Source organism: Marinomonas sp. TI.3.20, from assembly GCF_038155025.1.
Taxonomy (GTDB): Bacteria; Pseudomonadota; Gammaproteobacteria; order Pseudomonadales; family Marinomonadaceae; genus Marinomonas; species Marinomonas flavescens.
In genome coordinates this window covers 339,587-353,512 of sequence record NZ_JBAKAS010000001.1, presented here as the reverse complement: position 1 = coordinate 353,512, position 13,926 = coordinate 339,587, and the positions used below count along the sequence as shown (strand labels likewise).

Sequence of the window (13,926 nt, the reverse complement as noted above, 5' to 3'; positions counted from 1 at the left end):
TGATTTTTGCCTTCTCTACGCCATGAATAAATCAGCATAAAAGTAAGGTTACCCATGTTAGACGCGACAACCTCAATAACTATTACAACGAATGTGAGTTATTTTTAAAACGTTTCGCAATTAAACTTAAACTGCCACCGCAAAGACAAAACACCAAGACCAAAATAACCAGTCCTTGTGCTCCTAATAGGCTAATCATAGCGGCAAAACTAGGCGGCCCTATCGTCGAGCCTAAATTACCAAACTGCGCAACCAAACCATACGTTTGCGCTTGCTCATTAGGGTTTCGTGCCAGTGCTGGAATCATTGACATAGCGGACCCTGTAACCATACCGGCAGACAACACCATCACACCTGCAACAATGCAAAAAAGCACAGGCGTCACCAATAAGAAATTCAGAGCAATCGCGCTAATCGCTATCAGCGAATAAGCCATAATAGCTACGTTTTGAGGGCGCATAGTGTATTGAGACAAAGTGCCTGCTAGAAAAGTTCCTATAATACTCATCAAAGGTAAACACGTTCGGACAATCGATTTTAAATGATCATCTTCAATCAAACGCGGAACGTAAGTCAGCAAGGAAACGAACATACAGGTATAAAATAAAAATACGGCCGCTGGTAGCAAGCACCTTGGGTTACGATACACGAGTGACATCTGCTCCAAGATTTTCGTTTGCACACTGCCTTTTTCGTTTTCATAAAGAGGGTTATTTCTCTCAAGACGAAAGAAGAGTACGCCCGCCACGCCACCGATTAATAGTCCATGAGAAAAGAACAAGCTCCCCGGCCCATAATGACGAAGGATCATGTCGCCGAACAAACCGCTAATAGCAAAAGCCACCCCAAAGAAAGTACCCCATAACCCCATCGTGATTGAACGATGTTGTGGTGCACTTAATCGAGCTATCATGGTTGGTGCGGCAACGACAACACCCAATTGAGAAAAGCCCTCAACGACTCGACACACCATCATGAGCTCGAAACTTGGCATAAAGGATTCCAAGAAAGACATCATCGCCCCTAACGCCAGCGCGCCAATTAACGAACGACGATAGCCAACACGCCCTACGATTACCCCAGCCGAAACACCAAAAATAAGCCCCACGACACCAACGACAGAAATGGCAGCACCCGTTAATGTTGCGCCTTCTTGGTAATACGCCAATAACACATCATAAGAAATAGAAAACTTAGCAAATTGCATAGCCGCAGAAATCCCAGCGACCCAAAGTAGTATTACTTCTAGCCAAGCTGTTTTTGTTTCGTACGGAGAGGTGTGCCCTGTCATGTAACTTCCTTATCAATAAACATATCAATCGAATCGGACCAAACATAAAAACTGATTTTTTGGTCAAGTTGGACCGCTATTCTAAGGCAAAAACAAAGCGCATGATGCCCTATCAGTCAAAAAGCACTACTTTGATTTCGGGCTTGGTGGTCTTGTACCTGCCAAGGTCGGCATAACATCACGAATCAAGTTGAGAAATTTTCTTAATCGGGCCGGATAATAACTAGCGTAGGGATATACGAGGTAAACAGGTAAAGGATCGGCATGCCATTCAGGCAATAAATGCACTAATTTACCGGAAGCAATATCGTCGTTAATCACCCACGATGACGTTACCCCTATCCCAATTCCAGATAAAATAGTATTTCTGAGGGCATATAAGCTGTCCGTAATGAATTTCGGTGCAAACTCTAGCTCATAGCTAGAGCTGCCTTTCTGATCTGTGCTTTTTAATACAATTTTATTTCGATAAAAAGTACTCAAGGAAACCCAAGGTAAGGTATTCAAATCTTCTACTTTTTTGATAGGTGAATGCTTACTTAATACACTAGGAGATGACACGACAATTCGTGGTACTTCGGCGATTAGAATGGCCACCATTGCTGAGTCTATGATTTCCCCCACATGAATCGCACAGTCAATTCCATCATTGATAAAATCAGGCGAATGGTCATTTAACATCCATTCGACCGTAATTTGTGAATGATCGGTAAGATATTGCACTAATGGTACGATCAACTGGTCTTGACCAAAAGCGTGAGGCACTCGAACCTTTAACATACCCACAGGTTCATCATTGGCGTTTTTGAGATCTTCTTCTAGTGCATTCCAATTCTCTATTAGTTTTTTCGCATGCTGATAACAGCGTTCACCATCGTCTGTCAGCTTCATCGCATGGGTGGTACGCATGATTAATTTTGTCCCCAATCTTGTCTCTAAAGACTGTAATCGACGACTAATCGTAGGCTGCGTGGTTCCCAGTTGAGTGGCGGCGGCTGACAAACTTCCACTCTCGACGATACGCACTAAAGTCTGCATCATTTCTATACGGTCGATGCCACCATTTTTTATATTGCTCATACGTTATACGTATATCAGTTTTACCTAGTATGTGGCTACCAAACTTTTTTTCAAAAGATAAGATATCGCCATTATCAACATCCTTTATACGCCCAATCAACACGAGACTTATGATGCCTACGCAAGAAGCTTTTGCCTCCTCAACGCCCCAAATGGCAACAGAACCATCCAGCAAACTTATCTTCAGCCTTTCCGCAGGGGCAGGATTAAGTGTGGCCGCCATCTACTATAACCAGCCGATGATCGACAACATTGGGCAAGACTTTCAATCCAGTGTCAGCGCCACTGGACTTATTCCGACACTGACTCAAATAGGCTACGCCTTAGGTATCTTGTTTCTGATTCCACTTGGCGATCGATTTAATCGTCGCCATGTGATTTTAGCAAAAGGTTTACTGCTCGCTCTCGCTTTAGTGATGTGCTCTTTTATGCCCACATTGAATGGCATGTTAGTCGCCAGTTTAGTCATTGGCGTTATGGCAACCATGGCTCAAGACATTGTGCCAACTGCCGCCATCTTAGCCCCTGATTCTCAGCGAGGTAAGGTCGTCGGTACGGTAATGACAGGGCTGTTGATAGGGATTTTATTATCTCGGGTGATCAGTGGTGTGGTGACGGAGTTTGTAGGATGGCGAGTCATGTACCAAGCCGCTGCCGTCAGTATTCTCGCCATTTCCATGATTATTTGGCGTATTTTACCGAATATGGACACTCACACTGATGTTGGTTACCTCTCGTTAATGCGCTCCTTGTTAACGCTATGGAAACGCCATCCAACCTTGCGTCGTGCTGCCACATCTCAGGGCTTATTATCGCTAGGGTTTAGCGCTTTTTGGTCTACCTTAGCTGTCATGCTGCATCAACAATATGGACTCGGTAGCGCCACCGCCGGTGCCTTTGGATTAGCGGGCGCCGCTGGTGCGTTAGCCGCACCCTTAGCAGGAAGAATTGCCGATAAACAAGGGCCTGCTCGAGTCACACAAATTGGATCAGCGTTAGTCGCTTTTTCTTTTGCCTTGATGTTTTTAATGCCCTATTTATCCGTCAATAACCAAATCCTGCTGATTATCATTTCCGCTATTGGCTTTGATTTTGGCGTACAAGCTGTGCTGGTTTCTCATCAAACATTAGTTTACGGCATAGATCCTACCGCTCGCGGGCGCCTCAATGCGATCTTCTTTACTGGCATGTTTATCGGTATGGCATCAGGCGCAGCTCTTGGTAGCCAAGCTCTGATGATTCTAGGATGGAGTGGTGTTGTTGCATTGGCAACAATCGCTGGAATCTTAAGTTTGATCGTACGGATGACGGATCGCTCTTCTTAACCATCGATGCTAAAAAAGAACCAGACTGACCAAACTTCTTTTTTGCACATTGGAAGTAATATTTTACAAACAACAGAGAGAGTGATAAAAAAGTTGGCTTGCTATATGCGTACAACTCATTCAAATGCATGAATGACGCTGTGCTTTTCTTTGAACGAGCCAACTCAAGAAGTGTATTTATGAAACTATCAGCGACTTTTTTACTGATCACCTCCGCACTAACTTTCAGTGCGTTTGCCCAAGCAGATCGCCTTGAAGATATCCAAAAACAAGGTTATATCACTGTTGGAACGACGGGGGATTACACACCATTTTCTCACTACGATGGTAAAACATTTACCGGTTATGATATTGACGTTGCAAAATACTTTGCCAAAGAAATGGGCGTAAAAGTAAAGTTCGTTCAAACCACATGGAAAAACTTAATCCCTGGACTACAAAGCGATAAATACGACATTGCCATGGGCGGTATTACTCGTCGCACATCACGCCAAATGGCCGCCGATATTTCTCAAGGCTATATGACGTTTGGCAAATGCTTCTTAGTGGCAACGGGGAAAACCGCGGCGTTTGACACCTTGGCTGAAGTGAACCGTCCAGACGTTAAAGTCGGCGTCAATATTGGTGGAACCAATGAAAAGTTTGCCGAGCAATACCTTCCTAACGCCACCTTAGTTCGCTTTGAAAATAACCTTGATGTACCAAAAGCCGTCGCTAGCGGCAAAGTTGATGTCATGATAACTGAGACGCCAGAAGCACTTTATTACCAAGTCACTGATAAAAAACTGGAAGCTTCTCGAGCCGAAAATCCATTCACGAAAAGTCAGTTCGGCTATTTGATTCCAGCGGGCGAGCAGCGTCTTCTAAATACAGTCAATTTCATGATGGATGAAATGAAGTTAAAAGGCATTGATACTCAAATAATGCACGAAAATCACCTCCAGTAAGTGTTCTTTTCCATGACACTGTCTGATTTATAGTGACTATATATCAGACAGTGTCACTCTTCGCTTCACATAAAAGTACTTTTATGAGTAGTATCCTTGCTCGGCTTTTCTTATTTGCATTCATCGATGTAAGGATACTATTTTGGACTACAGCCTTTTCACCGTTTCTCTCTTGATTGGTACCGGATTTATTGCGGGTATTATCAACACGCTTGCTGGTGGTGGGTCTAATTTAACCTTACCTGCCCTCATGGTCATGGGCATGCCTGCAGACATTGCCAACGCGACGAACCGAGTCGGCGTATTTTTACAAAACCTCACTGCCGTTGCTGGCTTTAGAAAAGCCAAAAAACTCGATAACGCAGACATCATGCCGGTCATGATTCCGTCTTTACTCGGCGGTGTAGTCGGCGCATTTGCAGCCAGCTACGCTCCTGAAACTTGGCTAAAACCTCTGCTATTAAGCGCGATGATTGGTATGACTCTGATCATGATTGTGCGCCCTGCTTTAATCGCGCCTCCAGAAGGTACCGTGCCCTTTAAAGTCTCAGAAAAACCCAGCGCTTGGATCGCGTTATTCATTGCTGGCGTTTACGGTGGCTTTGTACAAGCCGGTGTTGGCTTTATTCTGATTGCCGCTTTAGCTGGCACTCTGCGCTATGACTTAGTCCGCACTAATGCCTTAAAGATGGTGTGTACCATTGGCTTTACTGCCTTAGCATTAGGGGTCTTTATTTGGAACGATCAAATCCTTTGGGTTCCTGGTTTAATACTCGCTTCTGGCACCATGTTAGGCTCGCATCTTGCCGTGAAATTTGCCATTAAAGCCAATCCAAAACATCTGAAATGGTTCCTTTTCGTAATGACAGTCTGCGGCAGCGCCGCCGCGTTATTGACCGATTAGCAATCTAACGGTCTAATAACACATCAAAAAATACCCACTTCAAAAGTGGGTATTTTTTTATCTCAGAAAGTTGATATCAGAACACTGGAGAGTAAAAGAAAACGACCTCATTCATGAGGTTATACGCCCAGCATCCAAGAAAGCAGGAACATGGCGATCGCTACCACAGCCGACATAAGTATGCCGTATAACAAATTCGATCGAGCAAGCTGGAAATTATCGATGCCATACTTTCCTGCTACCGATAAATTAATCCCTGATAATGGACTAATCGCGGTTCCCACTCCCCAAGAGCAAAGACAAACAAAGGCCAACAAGGTGTTATCAACGCCATGGGCAGGCACCACCGAACTCATCAATGAAATGCCCACAATCGGGTGTAAGCCCAACAAAGCAATGACACAAATCCCTATAAAACAGGCGAACGCTTCAACAAAACCAAACGAATCGAACAAAGACCAATTTGCCCCTAACGCACCCGCTAACGCCAAGCTCACGGCTTTTGTTAACAAACCAGCCGATAAAAACAAAGACACTTCATTCGCCATATTTGGCAAACGAATATGAGCATGATCGGTCAACCGTTGTTTGGTATATCGAGCGCCACTTTTCATAACCAAGAGCAAGATAACAGACACTGGGCTCAGCAAGGTCACGATCGACAGTATGGGTAATTGGGGCATGATAAAATAATGGAAAACTAAAACAGATATCGCCAAGCTAATTGGAAAAATTAACGATTGGAAAGCCAAGGGGAAACCTGAAAACGACGCCAGTGTGCCTTTTCTATTAAATTCCCACAGAGAAATTAGGCACGAAAATATAGCGATAGGGACGCCTATCATCGCCAACTGGTGAAACTCCGCATTCGGTGCAATCGACAAGGCCACCGCCATGGAGGCAAAAAAAGGCGACCAAAGCCCAGCACTGGTCAGCGCTCGAACTAAGATTGAATATTGAGACTCAGACAAAGAACCGGTGTTTCTTTGTAGCTTGTCACCCACTAGAAACACCGATGACATATTAATAACGGCACCTAAGAGATGAACGCTCGACCAAGTGCTAACGACGCCTTTCGTACCAATAATCGGTGCCTTTTGCTTTACCCCATCAGGCAATAAACCCAACAAAGACACCGCCGACAACATGGCTACAATGCCTAAATTACCTTCTATTAAGGCAAAAAAGTTCAGCTTTACACCATTAACATAGGCAACCAGTAACGCCACTATAGCAACCCCAAGCAGCAGCCGGATTTGTTTTTTGTTGCGCGGGTTTAAACGCGGCCACGCCATGATAAAAACAGACCAATAACAAAGCGCAGAAAGCGCATAAGCCCAGTTTGCACTAGGAATAATGGACAATAGAAACAAGCCACAGCCGATCGCCACACCATAACCAGAAAGCCTGTGCAGTGAAAACGCGGAACCATCCTGGTCACGAAACATAAAATGCCTTAATGAAAACGAGTAGGGGTAAATGATGTAAGACTGATTAAAATACCACTCTTTTGACGATCAATATAATATAACTTATATGCCTATTTAAAATTCATCGTAAACAAACTCTTCGAAAATACTTAACCCTTTTTCATAATCTATATAAGGCCATAGTTAAGATCTTGCATGATTCACTAATACAGTACTTCAACACCCTGACTGTGTAATTTGCTAAGGAGCCACTGTGAGGGTTTGATGTCGGTAATTAAGCAGTGGTAATCGCACACTCGACGCCAAACACAACGTGATTCAAGATCAAATTTGGTGCTGTCTAATACCAGAATACGATACTGTGAATTGTCGACAAGCGCTTCTAATGCCATGATATCGTCGTCTGTAAAATCAAAAAGTTCACCATTTTTATTCATAGCAGCGACAGAAAATATACCAATATCAGCACGATAGCGTTGAAAGAAGCGTACAGCATCACCACCCACCACATCCTGATCTCGTTTACGTACTTGTCCGCCCGCAATGGTTAATTCGCAATCTGGATGTTCACAAAGATTTCGCGCGGCATGCAAATTAGTTGTCATCACTTGTAGACCTTTTAAGCTATCTAAATTAGCGGCCACTTCAGATACACTGGACCCGGTACCAAGAAACAGAGACTGATAATTAGTAATTTTACTCATGCAAAGATCGGCGATGCGTAACTTCCCTTCTAAATTTCGAATTTTGCGTTGATCAAAGCTTATATTTTCCCTATGAGGAAAAGGTATCGCCTCCCCATGATTGCGCAAAATCAGTCCCCTATCTGCCAACAAACGTATGTCTGACCGTACCGTTTGAACAGAAACAGAAAACGCATCAGCGACATCATTGAGTGACCTGCGCCCATTTTTGTTCACCCACTGAACAATTTCATATTGTCGTTTATTCATTTAATGCACCAAAAAAATAGTATTCCATAGGTTTTTCGATAAAACGAAAGCGTTTATTTATTAAACGAAAGTTTGGTGTCATTTTAATGTCAAAGAGTCGCGCTATTGTTTGTTCTCATCCAAACAACAGAGCGTTCCACAATGAATCTTAAAAAAAGTCTACTTGCTTTTGCCTCAGTTTCACTTGCCGTACCTCTAAGTGTACAAGCTGCTGAAACACTCACTTTGTATACCAGCCAACCCAATAAAGATGCTCAACTCACCGTAGATGCTTTTGAAGCACAGAATCCTGATATCGAAGTGAAATGGGTTCGTGATGGCACTACAAAATTAATGACCAAGCTGCGAGCAGAGTTAAGCAGTGGCGTGGTAAAACCTGATGTTTTGTTGATTGCTGATAGCGTGACCATGGAATCTATGGTGGCGAACAACTACTTATACGCCTACAAAAGCCCTTATCAAAAAGACTATAAGCCCGCTCTTTATAATAAAGACGGCTATTACTACGGCACTAAATTAATCACCACAGGCATCGTTCGAAATATTCGAGCGCTAGAGACCCCTACCGACTGGAAAGACTTAGCCAAGCCTAGTTATAAGAATCAAGTTGCTATGCCGAGCCCTCTATATTCTGGCGCCGCTCTGATTCATTTAGCCACTCTGACAGAAGATGCTCATCTTGGCTGGAACTATTACCAACAGTTACACGCAAATAAAGTAATGGCACAAGGCGGAAATGGTGGCGTACTCAAGGCGGTCGCTTCTGGCTCTAAGTCGTATGGCGTTATTGTTGATTTCCTCGCGATCAGAGAGTCCCGTAAAGGCTCTCCAATTGAGTTTATCTTTCCAAAAACGGGCGTCAGTATGGTGACTGAACCCGTTGCGATCATGAAAGAGTCTAAACACAAAGAAGCGGCAAAGCGTTTTGTGGATTTCCTTTTATCTAAGCAAGGACAACAACTGGTACTCGAACAAGGTTACTTGCCAGCACGCAGTGACATAGGTGTCCCAGCCGGTTTTCCAAGTCGCGAAAGCATCAAGCTAATGCCGTTTGATGCAGCAAAGACATTGCGTAATAACGCGGCCAATAAAGCCCGTTTTAGCGATATTTTTGAAGGATAACTGTGATGATAATTCGCGCTATGGATAGTCAGTTACGCTGGCTATCATTTCTCTTATTCTTGCTGATTGCCTTACTTAGCTTATTACCTAGTTTGCGTTTGTTAACCGAGGCTTTCGTGAATATGAGCTTCACTACATCATCCCCTTTATCTGAGGTGTTACGGAGTGAAAGAACATGGCGCGCGTTGCAACACAGCTTTTATACCTCAGGACTTGCGACGTTAATTGCCGTTGCTTTAGGGTCTGGATTCGCATTCGTAGTATCACTCACTAACATTCGCCGTCGCGCTTTATGGGTTTTCTGCTTTATGTTGCCCATGATGATTCCGCCACAGGTCACGGCGTTAAGTTGGTTGCAGCTATTTGGCCCTGCTAGTCCATTATTAAATACATTCGGATTGGCACCCGCGCTAGGCAGTTCAAACCCAATGTATTCGCCAGAAGGTATCGCTCTTTTGCTTGGTATTCAAAGTGCGCCTTTAGTGTTTCTTGCTTTGCGTACACAGCTCATTAATCTACCTCAAGATATGATCGAAGCCGCTCGCATGGCTCGTGCTTCTCATCTTCGTATCTGGATAGACATCATTGTACCTTTATGTCGTAGCGCGATGGTGGCGGGGGCTGCTCTTGCTTTTGTATCCTCTTTAGGCAATTTTGGCATTCCAGCCATGCTCGGAATTCCAATTAATTACCTTGTTTTACCAACGCTAATTTATCAACAAATGGCAGGGTTTGGTGATGATGTTCTAAGTGAAATCGCGGGGCTTTCCATGATCATTGCCCTTCTTGTACTCGCCGGTATGCTGCTACAACAATGGCTACAACAACGCAGCCAATACGCATTGATCGGTCACACCACACAATCCATATCGTTTAATCTAAAAAAAGCCCGTGCGCCAGTAGAAATCGTATTGGGGGGCATTCTTTGCTTCATCTTAGTCATCCCATTATTAAGTTTAATTATTAGTTCTTTTGTACCTGCGCTAGGGATGCCTTTGAATGGTGAGACCTTTACCCTAAATGCCTACATTGAGATGTTAAGCAAGCAAGGCTCTACCGCTCGAGCATTTAGTAATAGTGTGTTTTTGGCTTTGGCGGCCTCTCTGACACTCATGCTCGTTTGTTTGCCTCTCGGTTATTTATTGATGCGCCTACCGATGCGACTAAGATCGGTTATTGCCAGTCTAATAGAAGTACCTTATGCCATTCCCGGCATCGTCTTAGCCATCGCGTTTATCTTACTGTTCGCTCGACCTTTGCCTTTTATTGAAGTGAGCTTATACGGCACCTTAACGATTATCTTTCTAGCGTATTTATCCTGCTTTTTAAGTGTGTGTTTAAAGCCAATCATGTCGGCTATGTCGCAGCTTGACGCCTCCCTTGAGGAAGCAGCACAACTGGCTGGCGCAAAACCACTACAACGCCTTTTTCATATTGTTCTACCGCTAACAGCGCCTGCGTTTTTTGCCGGCGGCTTGCTGGTGCTTTTAATATCTATCAATGAGTTAACCGTATCGGCTTTGCTATGGAGTGCAGGCAACGAAACACTTGGCGTACTTATTTTTAATTTGGATGAAGGCGGAGACAGTGTTTTAGCCTCCGCCATCTCCGTGTTGATTGTCTTGCTCGTCGCGTCCTTGATGGCATTGCTTAGTTTACTAGCACCACGTTTACCTAAAGGAATTATCCCATGGCACGATTAACTCTAGACAATATTTGTAAGCAGTTTGATGGGCAGACCGTCATTGATCATTTAAGCATGAACATTGAACCCGGTGCTTTTGTCGCGTTACTAGGTCCGAGCGGCTGTGGCAAGTCGACTATTTTAAGAATGCTGGCAGGCTTCGAACCCGTCAGTGCAGGAGAAATTCGTCACGGTGAACGCCTTCTATCCAGTAAGAAACAGCATACACCGACTGAAGAACGTAACTTTGGCATGGTGTTCCAATCTTATGCTCTGTGGCCACATATGACCGTGGCCGATAATGTCGGCTACCCATTACGTATCCAAAAAATCATCGGGGAAGAAAAAACCAGACGAATTAAAGACGCCTTAGCCGTCGTGGAGCTTGAGGAGTACGCCGACCGATTGCCAGCACAACTCAGCGGTGGTCAACGCCAACGAGTTGCATTGGCCAGAAGCCTAGTCACCGAGCCAGATGTCGTGTTATTTGATGAGCCTCTCGCGAACTTAGACCGTCACCTAAGAGCGACGATGGAAGAAACCTTTCGCGCGTTTCATAAACGCACTAAGGCGACCATTGTATATGTCACTCACGATCAAGCAGAAGCCATGTCTCTCGCAGATCATATCGCCGTTTTGAACAAAGGTGAATTAGTCCAATGGGGAACACCACAAGACCTTTATGCCACCCCTAAGAATACGTGGCTGGCTAATTTCATTGGTCGTGGCTCAGTACTTAATCTCGTGGCAACCGAGCCACAGCAATATATAAGAGGTCATCAATTACAAGAATTACTCCGCCAATCTTTACTCAAAGGCCAGTCTGAACAAACCCCATTATCACAGAAGACAACAAGTCCGGTGCTTGTTCGTCCACAAGACATTCACTTTATTAATAATCCTTTAGAAGAAGGATTTTCCGTCAAAGTGCGCAACTGCATATTTCGTGGCGAGCGTTATGACATTGAGCTGATATTAGCCGATGGCCAACGCCTACAGGCCTACAGCGACGTACCAATGGACCAGGATAGCCAACATACAATTCACCTTGAGCAAGCTTGGTCTTTGGAGACAGACGCATGAAAATTAGTATCGATATATTAAGTGGTGCAGGACGAAAAACCTCAGCCGCAATTCTAGTGACGTATCAGTCCGATTTATTTTCTAAACCGATTCGCTTTCTACTGGATGCAGGGGGCGCATTAGAAGCGAATGAAGATAAAGGCTGGATACAACCGAAAGATCTAGACGCCATATTCATTTCTCATGACCATCAAGATCATATGGGCGGCCTGATAGACATAGACAGTGACGTACCTGTTTTCGCTACGTTAGCAGTGCAGAAACAACTTCCGACACACCTCAATCTGAAAACATTACCCGTCAGCGGAACAACCTCTGTATGCGGTATTAATATAACGACAGGCTCGGCGGGCCATTCTTTTGGAGGTGTATGGCTCCATCTAGACATCGGGGATGGCGTATTTTACAGCGGTGATTTTAGCCTTGAGTCAACACTGTACCCTTTTACCTTTCCACCAATGGCAAGTATTGCCTTACTAGACGCCTCCTATGGATTGTATGACGAGTCGCTCGATCAATGTAAAAACGAACTAGCCACATATTTGAACGATGACAAACACTTGCTTATGCCTGTTCCCCAGACCGGCCGCGCTCTAGAAATTGCCTGTTGGTTAACGTCATTAGGGTTTGAGGATTGGACTCTAGGTAATGATTGTATTTCACCTAAAGACGCATTATCTGGTCCAAAAGAAGGCATCTTCACCAATATGCGACCTGTCTTAGAAAGAATCAAAAAACAACCATTCAACCTCTCAGCCAAAGCCATATTATGTGGTGATCCAGACGGTATGGGAGGCGAAGCCGAAGCCTTATTAAAACAACCAGAACGTTACCTCCCTATTTATACTGGTCACTTACCAGAACACGCTCGACAAGCGGTCAGCAAAGGAGATGCGCATTTTATTCGCTGGAATGTACACCCTCGTAGACGAGATTTAAAGCGCCTAATCGATCACTTAGAGTGCCACACCTGCGCGCCACTTTTTAATGATATTAAAGACCTAAAAGAATGGCAGCAGGCTCTGGGGCCAAGCATCACATCAAATTCTTATATTGAGCAAAATAATGACATTAATAAAAAAACCTTTTGTGTTCGCACGTCACGCGCAGAGCACGTATAACGCCGCCCACTTGATTGGTGGGTCTACCGACAGTCCATTAAGTGATATAGGAATACAGCAAGCCCAAAATGCGGCCGAGAGGCTGGGATTAATAATATGGAGCGCCGTTTTTACCAGCACCCTTAAACGCACTCAACAAACAGCATTTTACGCAGTGCCAAAGCAAGAAGTTATCCCCCATGCACAACTAACAGAGCGTCATTGGGGAGACCTTGAAGGCTGCTCTATCGATCTGCAAACACCTTATGAGATAACTCCTCCTAATGGTGAATCTTGGCAGATTTTTGAAGATCGGATAATTGGAGCCCTTAATGACATATTAGGTCAATATGAAAAACCGTTAATCATCGCTCATTCTGGAGTATACCGTGTTTTAAACAAGGTCATTAATGGCACACCTTATTGCCCAAGAGTAGATAACCTAACTCCTATTTTTTTCGAACCCAGTCAAAATGATACTGGCTGGAATATCACACCAATAAAAGGAAAGTTTTTATGATGCCAAACGCTGTGATTGTTGATCTCGATGGCACCCTTGCAGAATTTGACCACACTCAAGTTGCTCACTGGGTATTAGGGGAAGTCAAACACTGGACCCCATTTTTTGACTATATGAAGGACGCCCCAGTAGTCGAAAATATTTTACGCTTAGTGAATATACTAAAGCAGCAAGGTCAACATATTTTGATCTGCAGCGGTCGTCCAGAATCCCATAAGCAACACTCTATTGAATGGATGGAAAAAAACAAGATTCCCTTTGATGGTGTGTATTTACGCCTAGACGATGCCGATTCAATGCCCGATGAGGACGTAAAAAAAGCGTTATTGGAGAAAATTCGTGAAGATGGATTCGAACCTTGGCTAGTACTAGATGACCGCGATGCAGTGGTTAAAGGCTGGCGTGACCTCGGACTAACCTGCTTACAATGCGCGCCGGGGGATTTCTAGCAAGAAAGCGAATGCGCATATACTCAATAACCCGTATT

13 protein-coding genes are annotated in these 13,926 nt (G+C 44.2%); 9 read left to right on the top strand and 4 right to left on the bottom strand.

The genetic code is table 11. The annotated features are described in order from the left end of the window. Window positions 1-82 precede the first annotated feature (82 nt). Both V6259_RS01600 and V6259_RS01595 read right to left on the bottom strand, forming a co-directional pair. Window positions 83-1,291 (bottom strand): MFS transporter, encoded by a 1,209-nt coding sequence (locus V6259_RS01600; RefSeq protein WP_341583064.1) that lies wholly within the window; start codon window positions 1,289-1,291, stop codon window positions 83-85. A gap of 126 nt (window positions 1,292-1,417) precedes the next feature. Further along, window positions 1,418-2,371: a LysR family transcriptional regulator gene (locus V6259_RS01595; protein ID WP_341583063.1), complete on the bottom strand. Its 954-nt coding sequence runs from the start codon at window positions 2,369-2,371 to the stop codon at window positions 1,418-1,420. Window positions 2,372-2,481: 110 nt separating this feature from the next. Here V6259_RS01595 and V6259_RS01590 point away from each other — a divergent pair, with 110 nt between their 5' ends. The 3 genes from V6259_RS01590 (at window position 2,482) to V6259_RS01580 (ending at window position 5,547) form a co-directional block, all read left to right on the top strand. Beyond that, on the top strand, window positions 2,482-3,696 hold the full coding sequence (locus V6259_RS01590) for an MFS transporter (protein ID WP_341583062.1): 1,215 nt from the start codon (window positions 2,482-2,484) through the stop codon (window positions 3,694-3,696). 179 nt (window positions 3,697-3,875) lie between these two features. After that, a complete protein-coding gene (locus V6259_RS01585; protein WP_133010813.1) occupies window positions 3,876-4,643 on the top strand; it encodes a transporter substrate-binding domain-containing protein in 768 nt (255 codons plus the stop codon). 142 nt (window positions 4,644-4,785) lie between these two features. Beyond that, complete coding sequence (locus tag V6259_RS01580) at window positions 4,786-5,547, top strand: sulfite exporter TauE/SafE family protein (protein ID WP_133010812.1); 762 nt, start codon at window positions 4,786-4,788, stop codon at window positions 5,545-5,547. 119 nt (window positions 5,548-5,666) lie between these two features. Here V6259_RS01580 and V6259_RS01575 read toward each other — a convergent pair whose 3' ends face one another. Both V6259_RS01575 and V6259_RS01570 read right to left on the bottom strand, forming a co-directional pair. Next, window positions 5,667-6,995, bottom strand: a complete 1,329-nt coding sequence (locus V6259_RS01575; protein WP_341583061.1) for a hypothetical protein — start codon at window positions 6,993-6,995, stop codon at window positions 5,667-5,669. A gap of 185 nt (window positions 6,996-7,180) precedes the next feature. Then, complete coding sequence (locus V6259_RS01570; RefSeq protein WP_341583060.1) at window positions 7,181-7,930, bottom strand: DeoR/GlpR family DNA-binding transcription regulator; 750 nt, start codon at window positions 7,928-7,930, stop codon at window positions 7,181-7,183. Between the two features lie 141 nt (window positions 7,931-8,071). Here V6259_RS01570 and V6259_RS01565 point away from each other — a divergent pair, with 141 nt between their 5' ends. From V6259_RS01565 to V6259_RS01540, 6 genes are read left to right on the top strand one after another with little or no spacing between them, the layout of a single operon-like run. Beyond that, the gene (locus V6259_RS01565; protein ID WP_341583059.1) at window positions 8,072-9,052 is read left to right on the top strand and encodes an ABC transporter substrate-binding protein; all 981 of its coding nucleotides are present in this window, start codon (window positions 8,072-8,074) and stop codon (window positions 9,050-9,052) included. 5 nt (window positions 9,053-9,057) lie between these two features. Further along, window positions 9,058-10,755, top strand: coding sequence for an ABC transporter permease (locus tag V6259_RS01560; RefSeq protein ID WP_341583058.1), 1,698 nt, complete (start codon window positions 9,058-9,060; stop codon window positions 10,753-10,755). Beyond that, the gene (locus tag V6259_RS01555; RefSeq protein WP_133010808.1) at window positions 10,743-11,819 is read left to right on the top strand and encodes an ABC transporter ATP-binding protein; all 1,077 of its coding nucleotides are present in this window, start codon (window positions 10,743-10,745) and stop codon (window positions 11,817-11,819) included. The genes V6259_RS01560 and V6259_RS01555 overlap by 13 nt, the downstream gene beginning before the upstream one ends. Next, complete coding sequence (locus V6259_RS01550) at window positions 11,816-12,940, top strand: MBL fold metallo-hydrolase (protein WP_341583057.1); 1,125 nt, start codon at window positions 11,816-11,818, stop codon at window positions 12,938-12,940. The genes V6259_RS01555 and V6259_RS01550 overlap by 4 nt, the downstream gene beginning before the upstream one ends. Beyond that, a complete protein-coding gene (locus tag V6259_RS01545; protein WP_341583056.1) occupies window positions 12,885-13,439 on the top strand; it encodes a histidine phosphatase family protein in 555 nt (184 codons plus the stop codon). Before V6259_RS01550 ends, V6259_RS01545 begins: the two co-directional genes overlap by 56 nt. Further along, window positions 13,436-13,888, top strand: coding sequence for a phosphatase domain-containing protein (locus tag V6259_RS01540; RefSeq protein ID WP_341583055.1), 453 nt, complete (start codon window positions 13,436-13,438; stop codon window positions 13,886-13,888). The genes V6259_RS01545 and V6259_RS01540 overlap by 4 nt, the downstream gene beginning before the upstream one ends. The last annotated feature ends 38 nt before the right edge of the window (window positions 13,889-13,926 follow it).

Bases quoted from the DNA above. Each gene is read 5' to 3' on its own strand.
- V6259_RS01600 (WP_341583064.1), bottom strand. From the start codon at position 1,291: ATGACAGGGCACACCTCTCCGTACGAAACAAAAACAGCTTGGCTAGAA.
- V6259_RS01595 (WP_341583063.1), bottom strand. From the start codon at position 2,371: ATGAGCAATATAAAAAATGGTGGCATCGACCGTATAGAAATGATGCAG.
- V6259_RS01590 (WP_341583062.1), top strand. From the start codon at position 2,482: ATGATGCCTACGCAAGAAGCTTTTGCCTCCTCAACGCCCCAAATGGCA.
- V6259_RS01585 (WP_133010813.1), top strand. From the start codon at position 3,876: ATGAAACTATCAGCGACTTTTTTACTGATCACCTCCGCACTAACTTTC.
- V6259_RS01575 (WP_341583061.1), bottom strand. From the start codon at position 6,995: ATGTTTCGTGACCAGGATGGTTCCGCGTTTTCACTGCACAGGCTTTCT.
- V6259_RS01570 (WP_341583060.1), bottom strand. From the start codon at position 7,930: ATGAATAAACGACAATATGAAATTGTTCAGTGGGTGAACAAAAATGGG.
- V6259_RS01565 (WP_341583059.1), top strand. From the start codon at position 8,072: ATGAATCTTAAAAAAAGTCTACTTGCTTTTGCCTCAGTTTCACTTGCC.
- V6259_RS01560 (WP_341583058.1), top strand. From the start codon at position 9,058: ATGATAATTCGCGCTATGGATAGTCAGTTACGCTGGCTATCATTTCTC.
- V6259_RS01555 (WP_133010808.1), top strand. From the start codon at position 10,743: ATGGCACGATTAACTCTAGACAATATTTGTAAGCAGTTTGATGGGCAG.
- V6259_RS01550 (WP_341583057.1), top strand. From the start codon at position 11,816: ATGAAAATTAGTATCGATATATTAAGTGGTGCAGGACGAAAAACCTCA.
- V6259_RS01545 (WP_341583056.1), top strand. From the start codon at position 12,885: ATGACATTAATAAAAAAACCTTTTGTGTTCGCACGTCACGCGCAGAGC.
- V6259_RS01540 (WP_341583055.1), top strand. From the start codon at position 13,436: ATGATGCCAAACGCTGTGATTGTTGATCTCGATGGCACCCTTGCAGAA.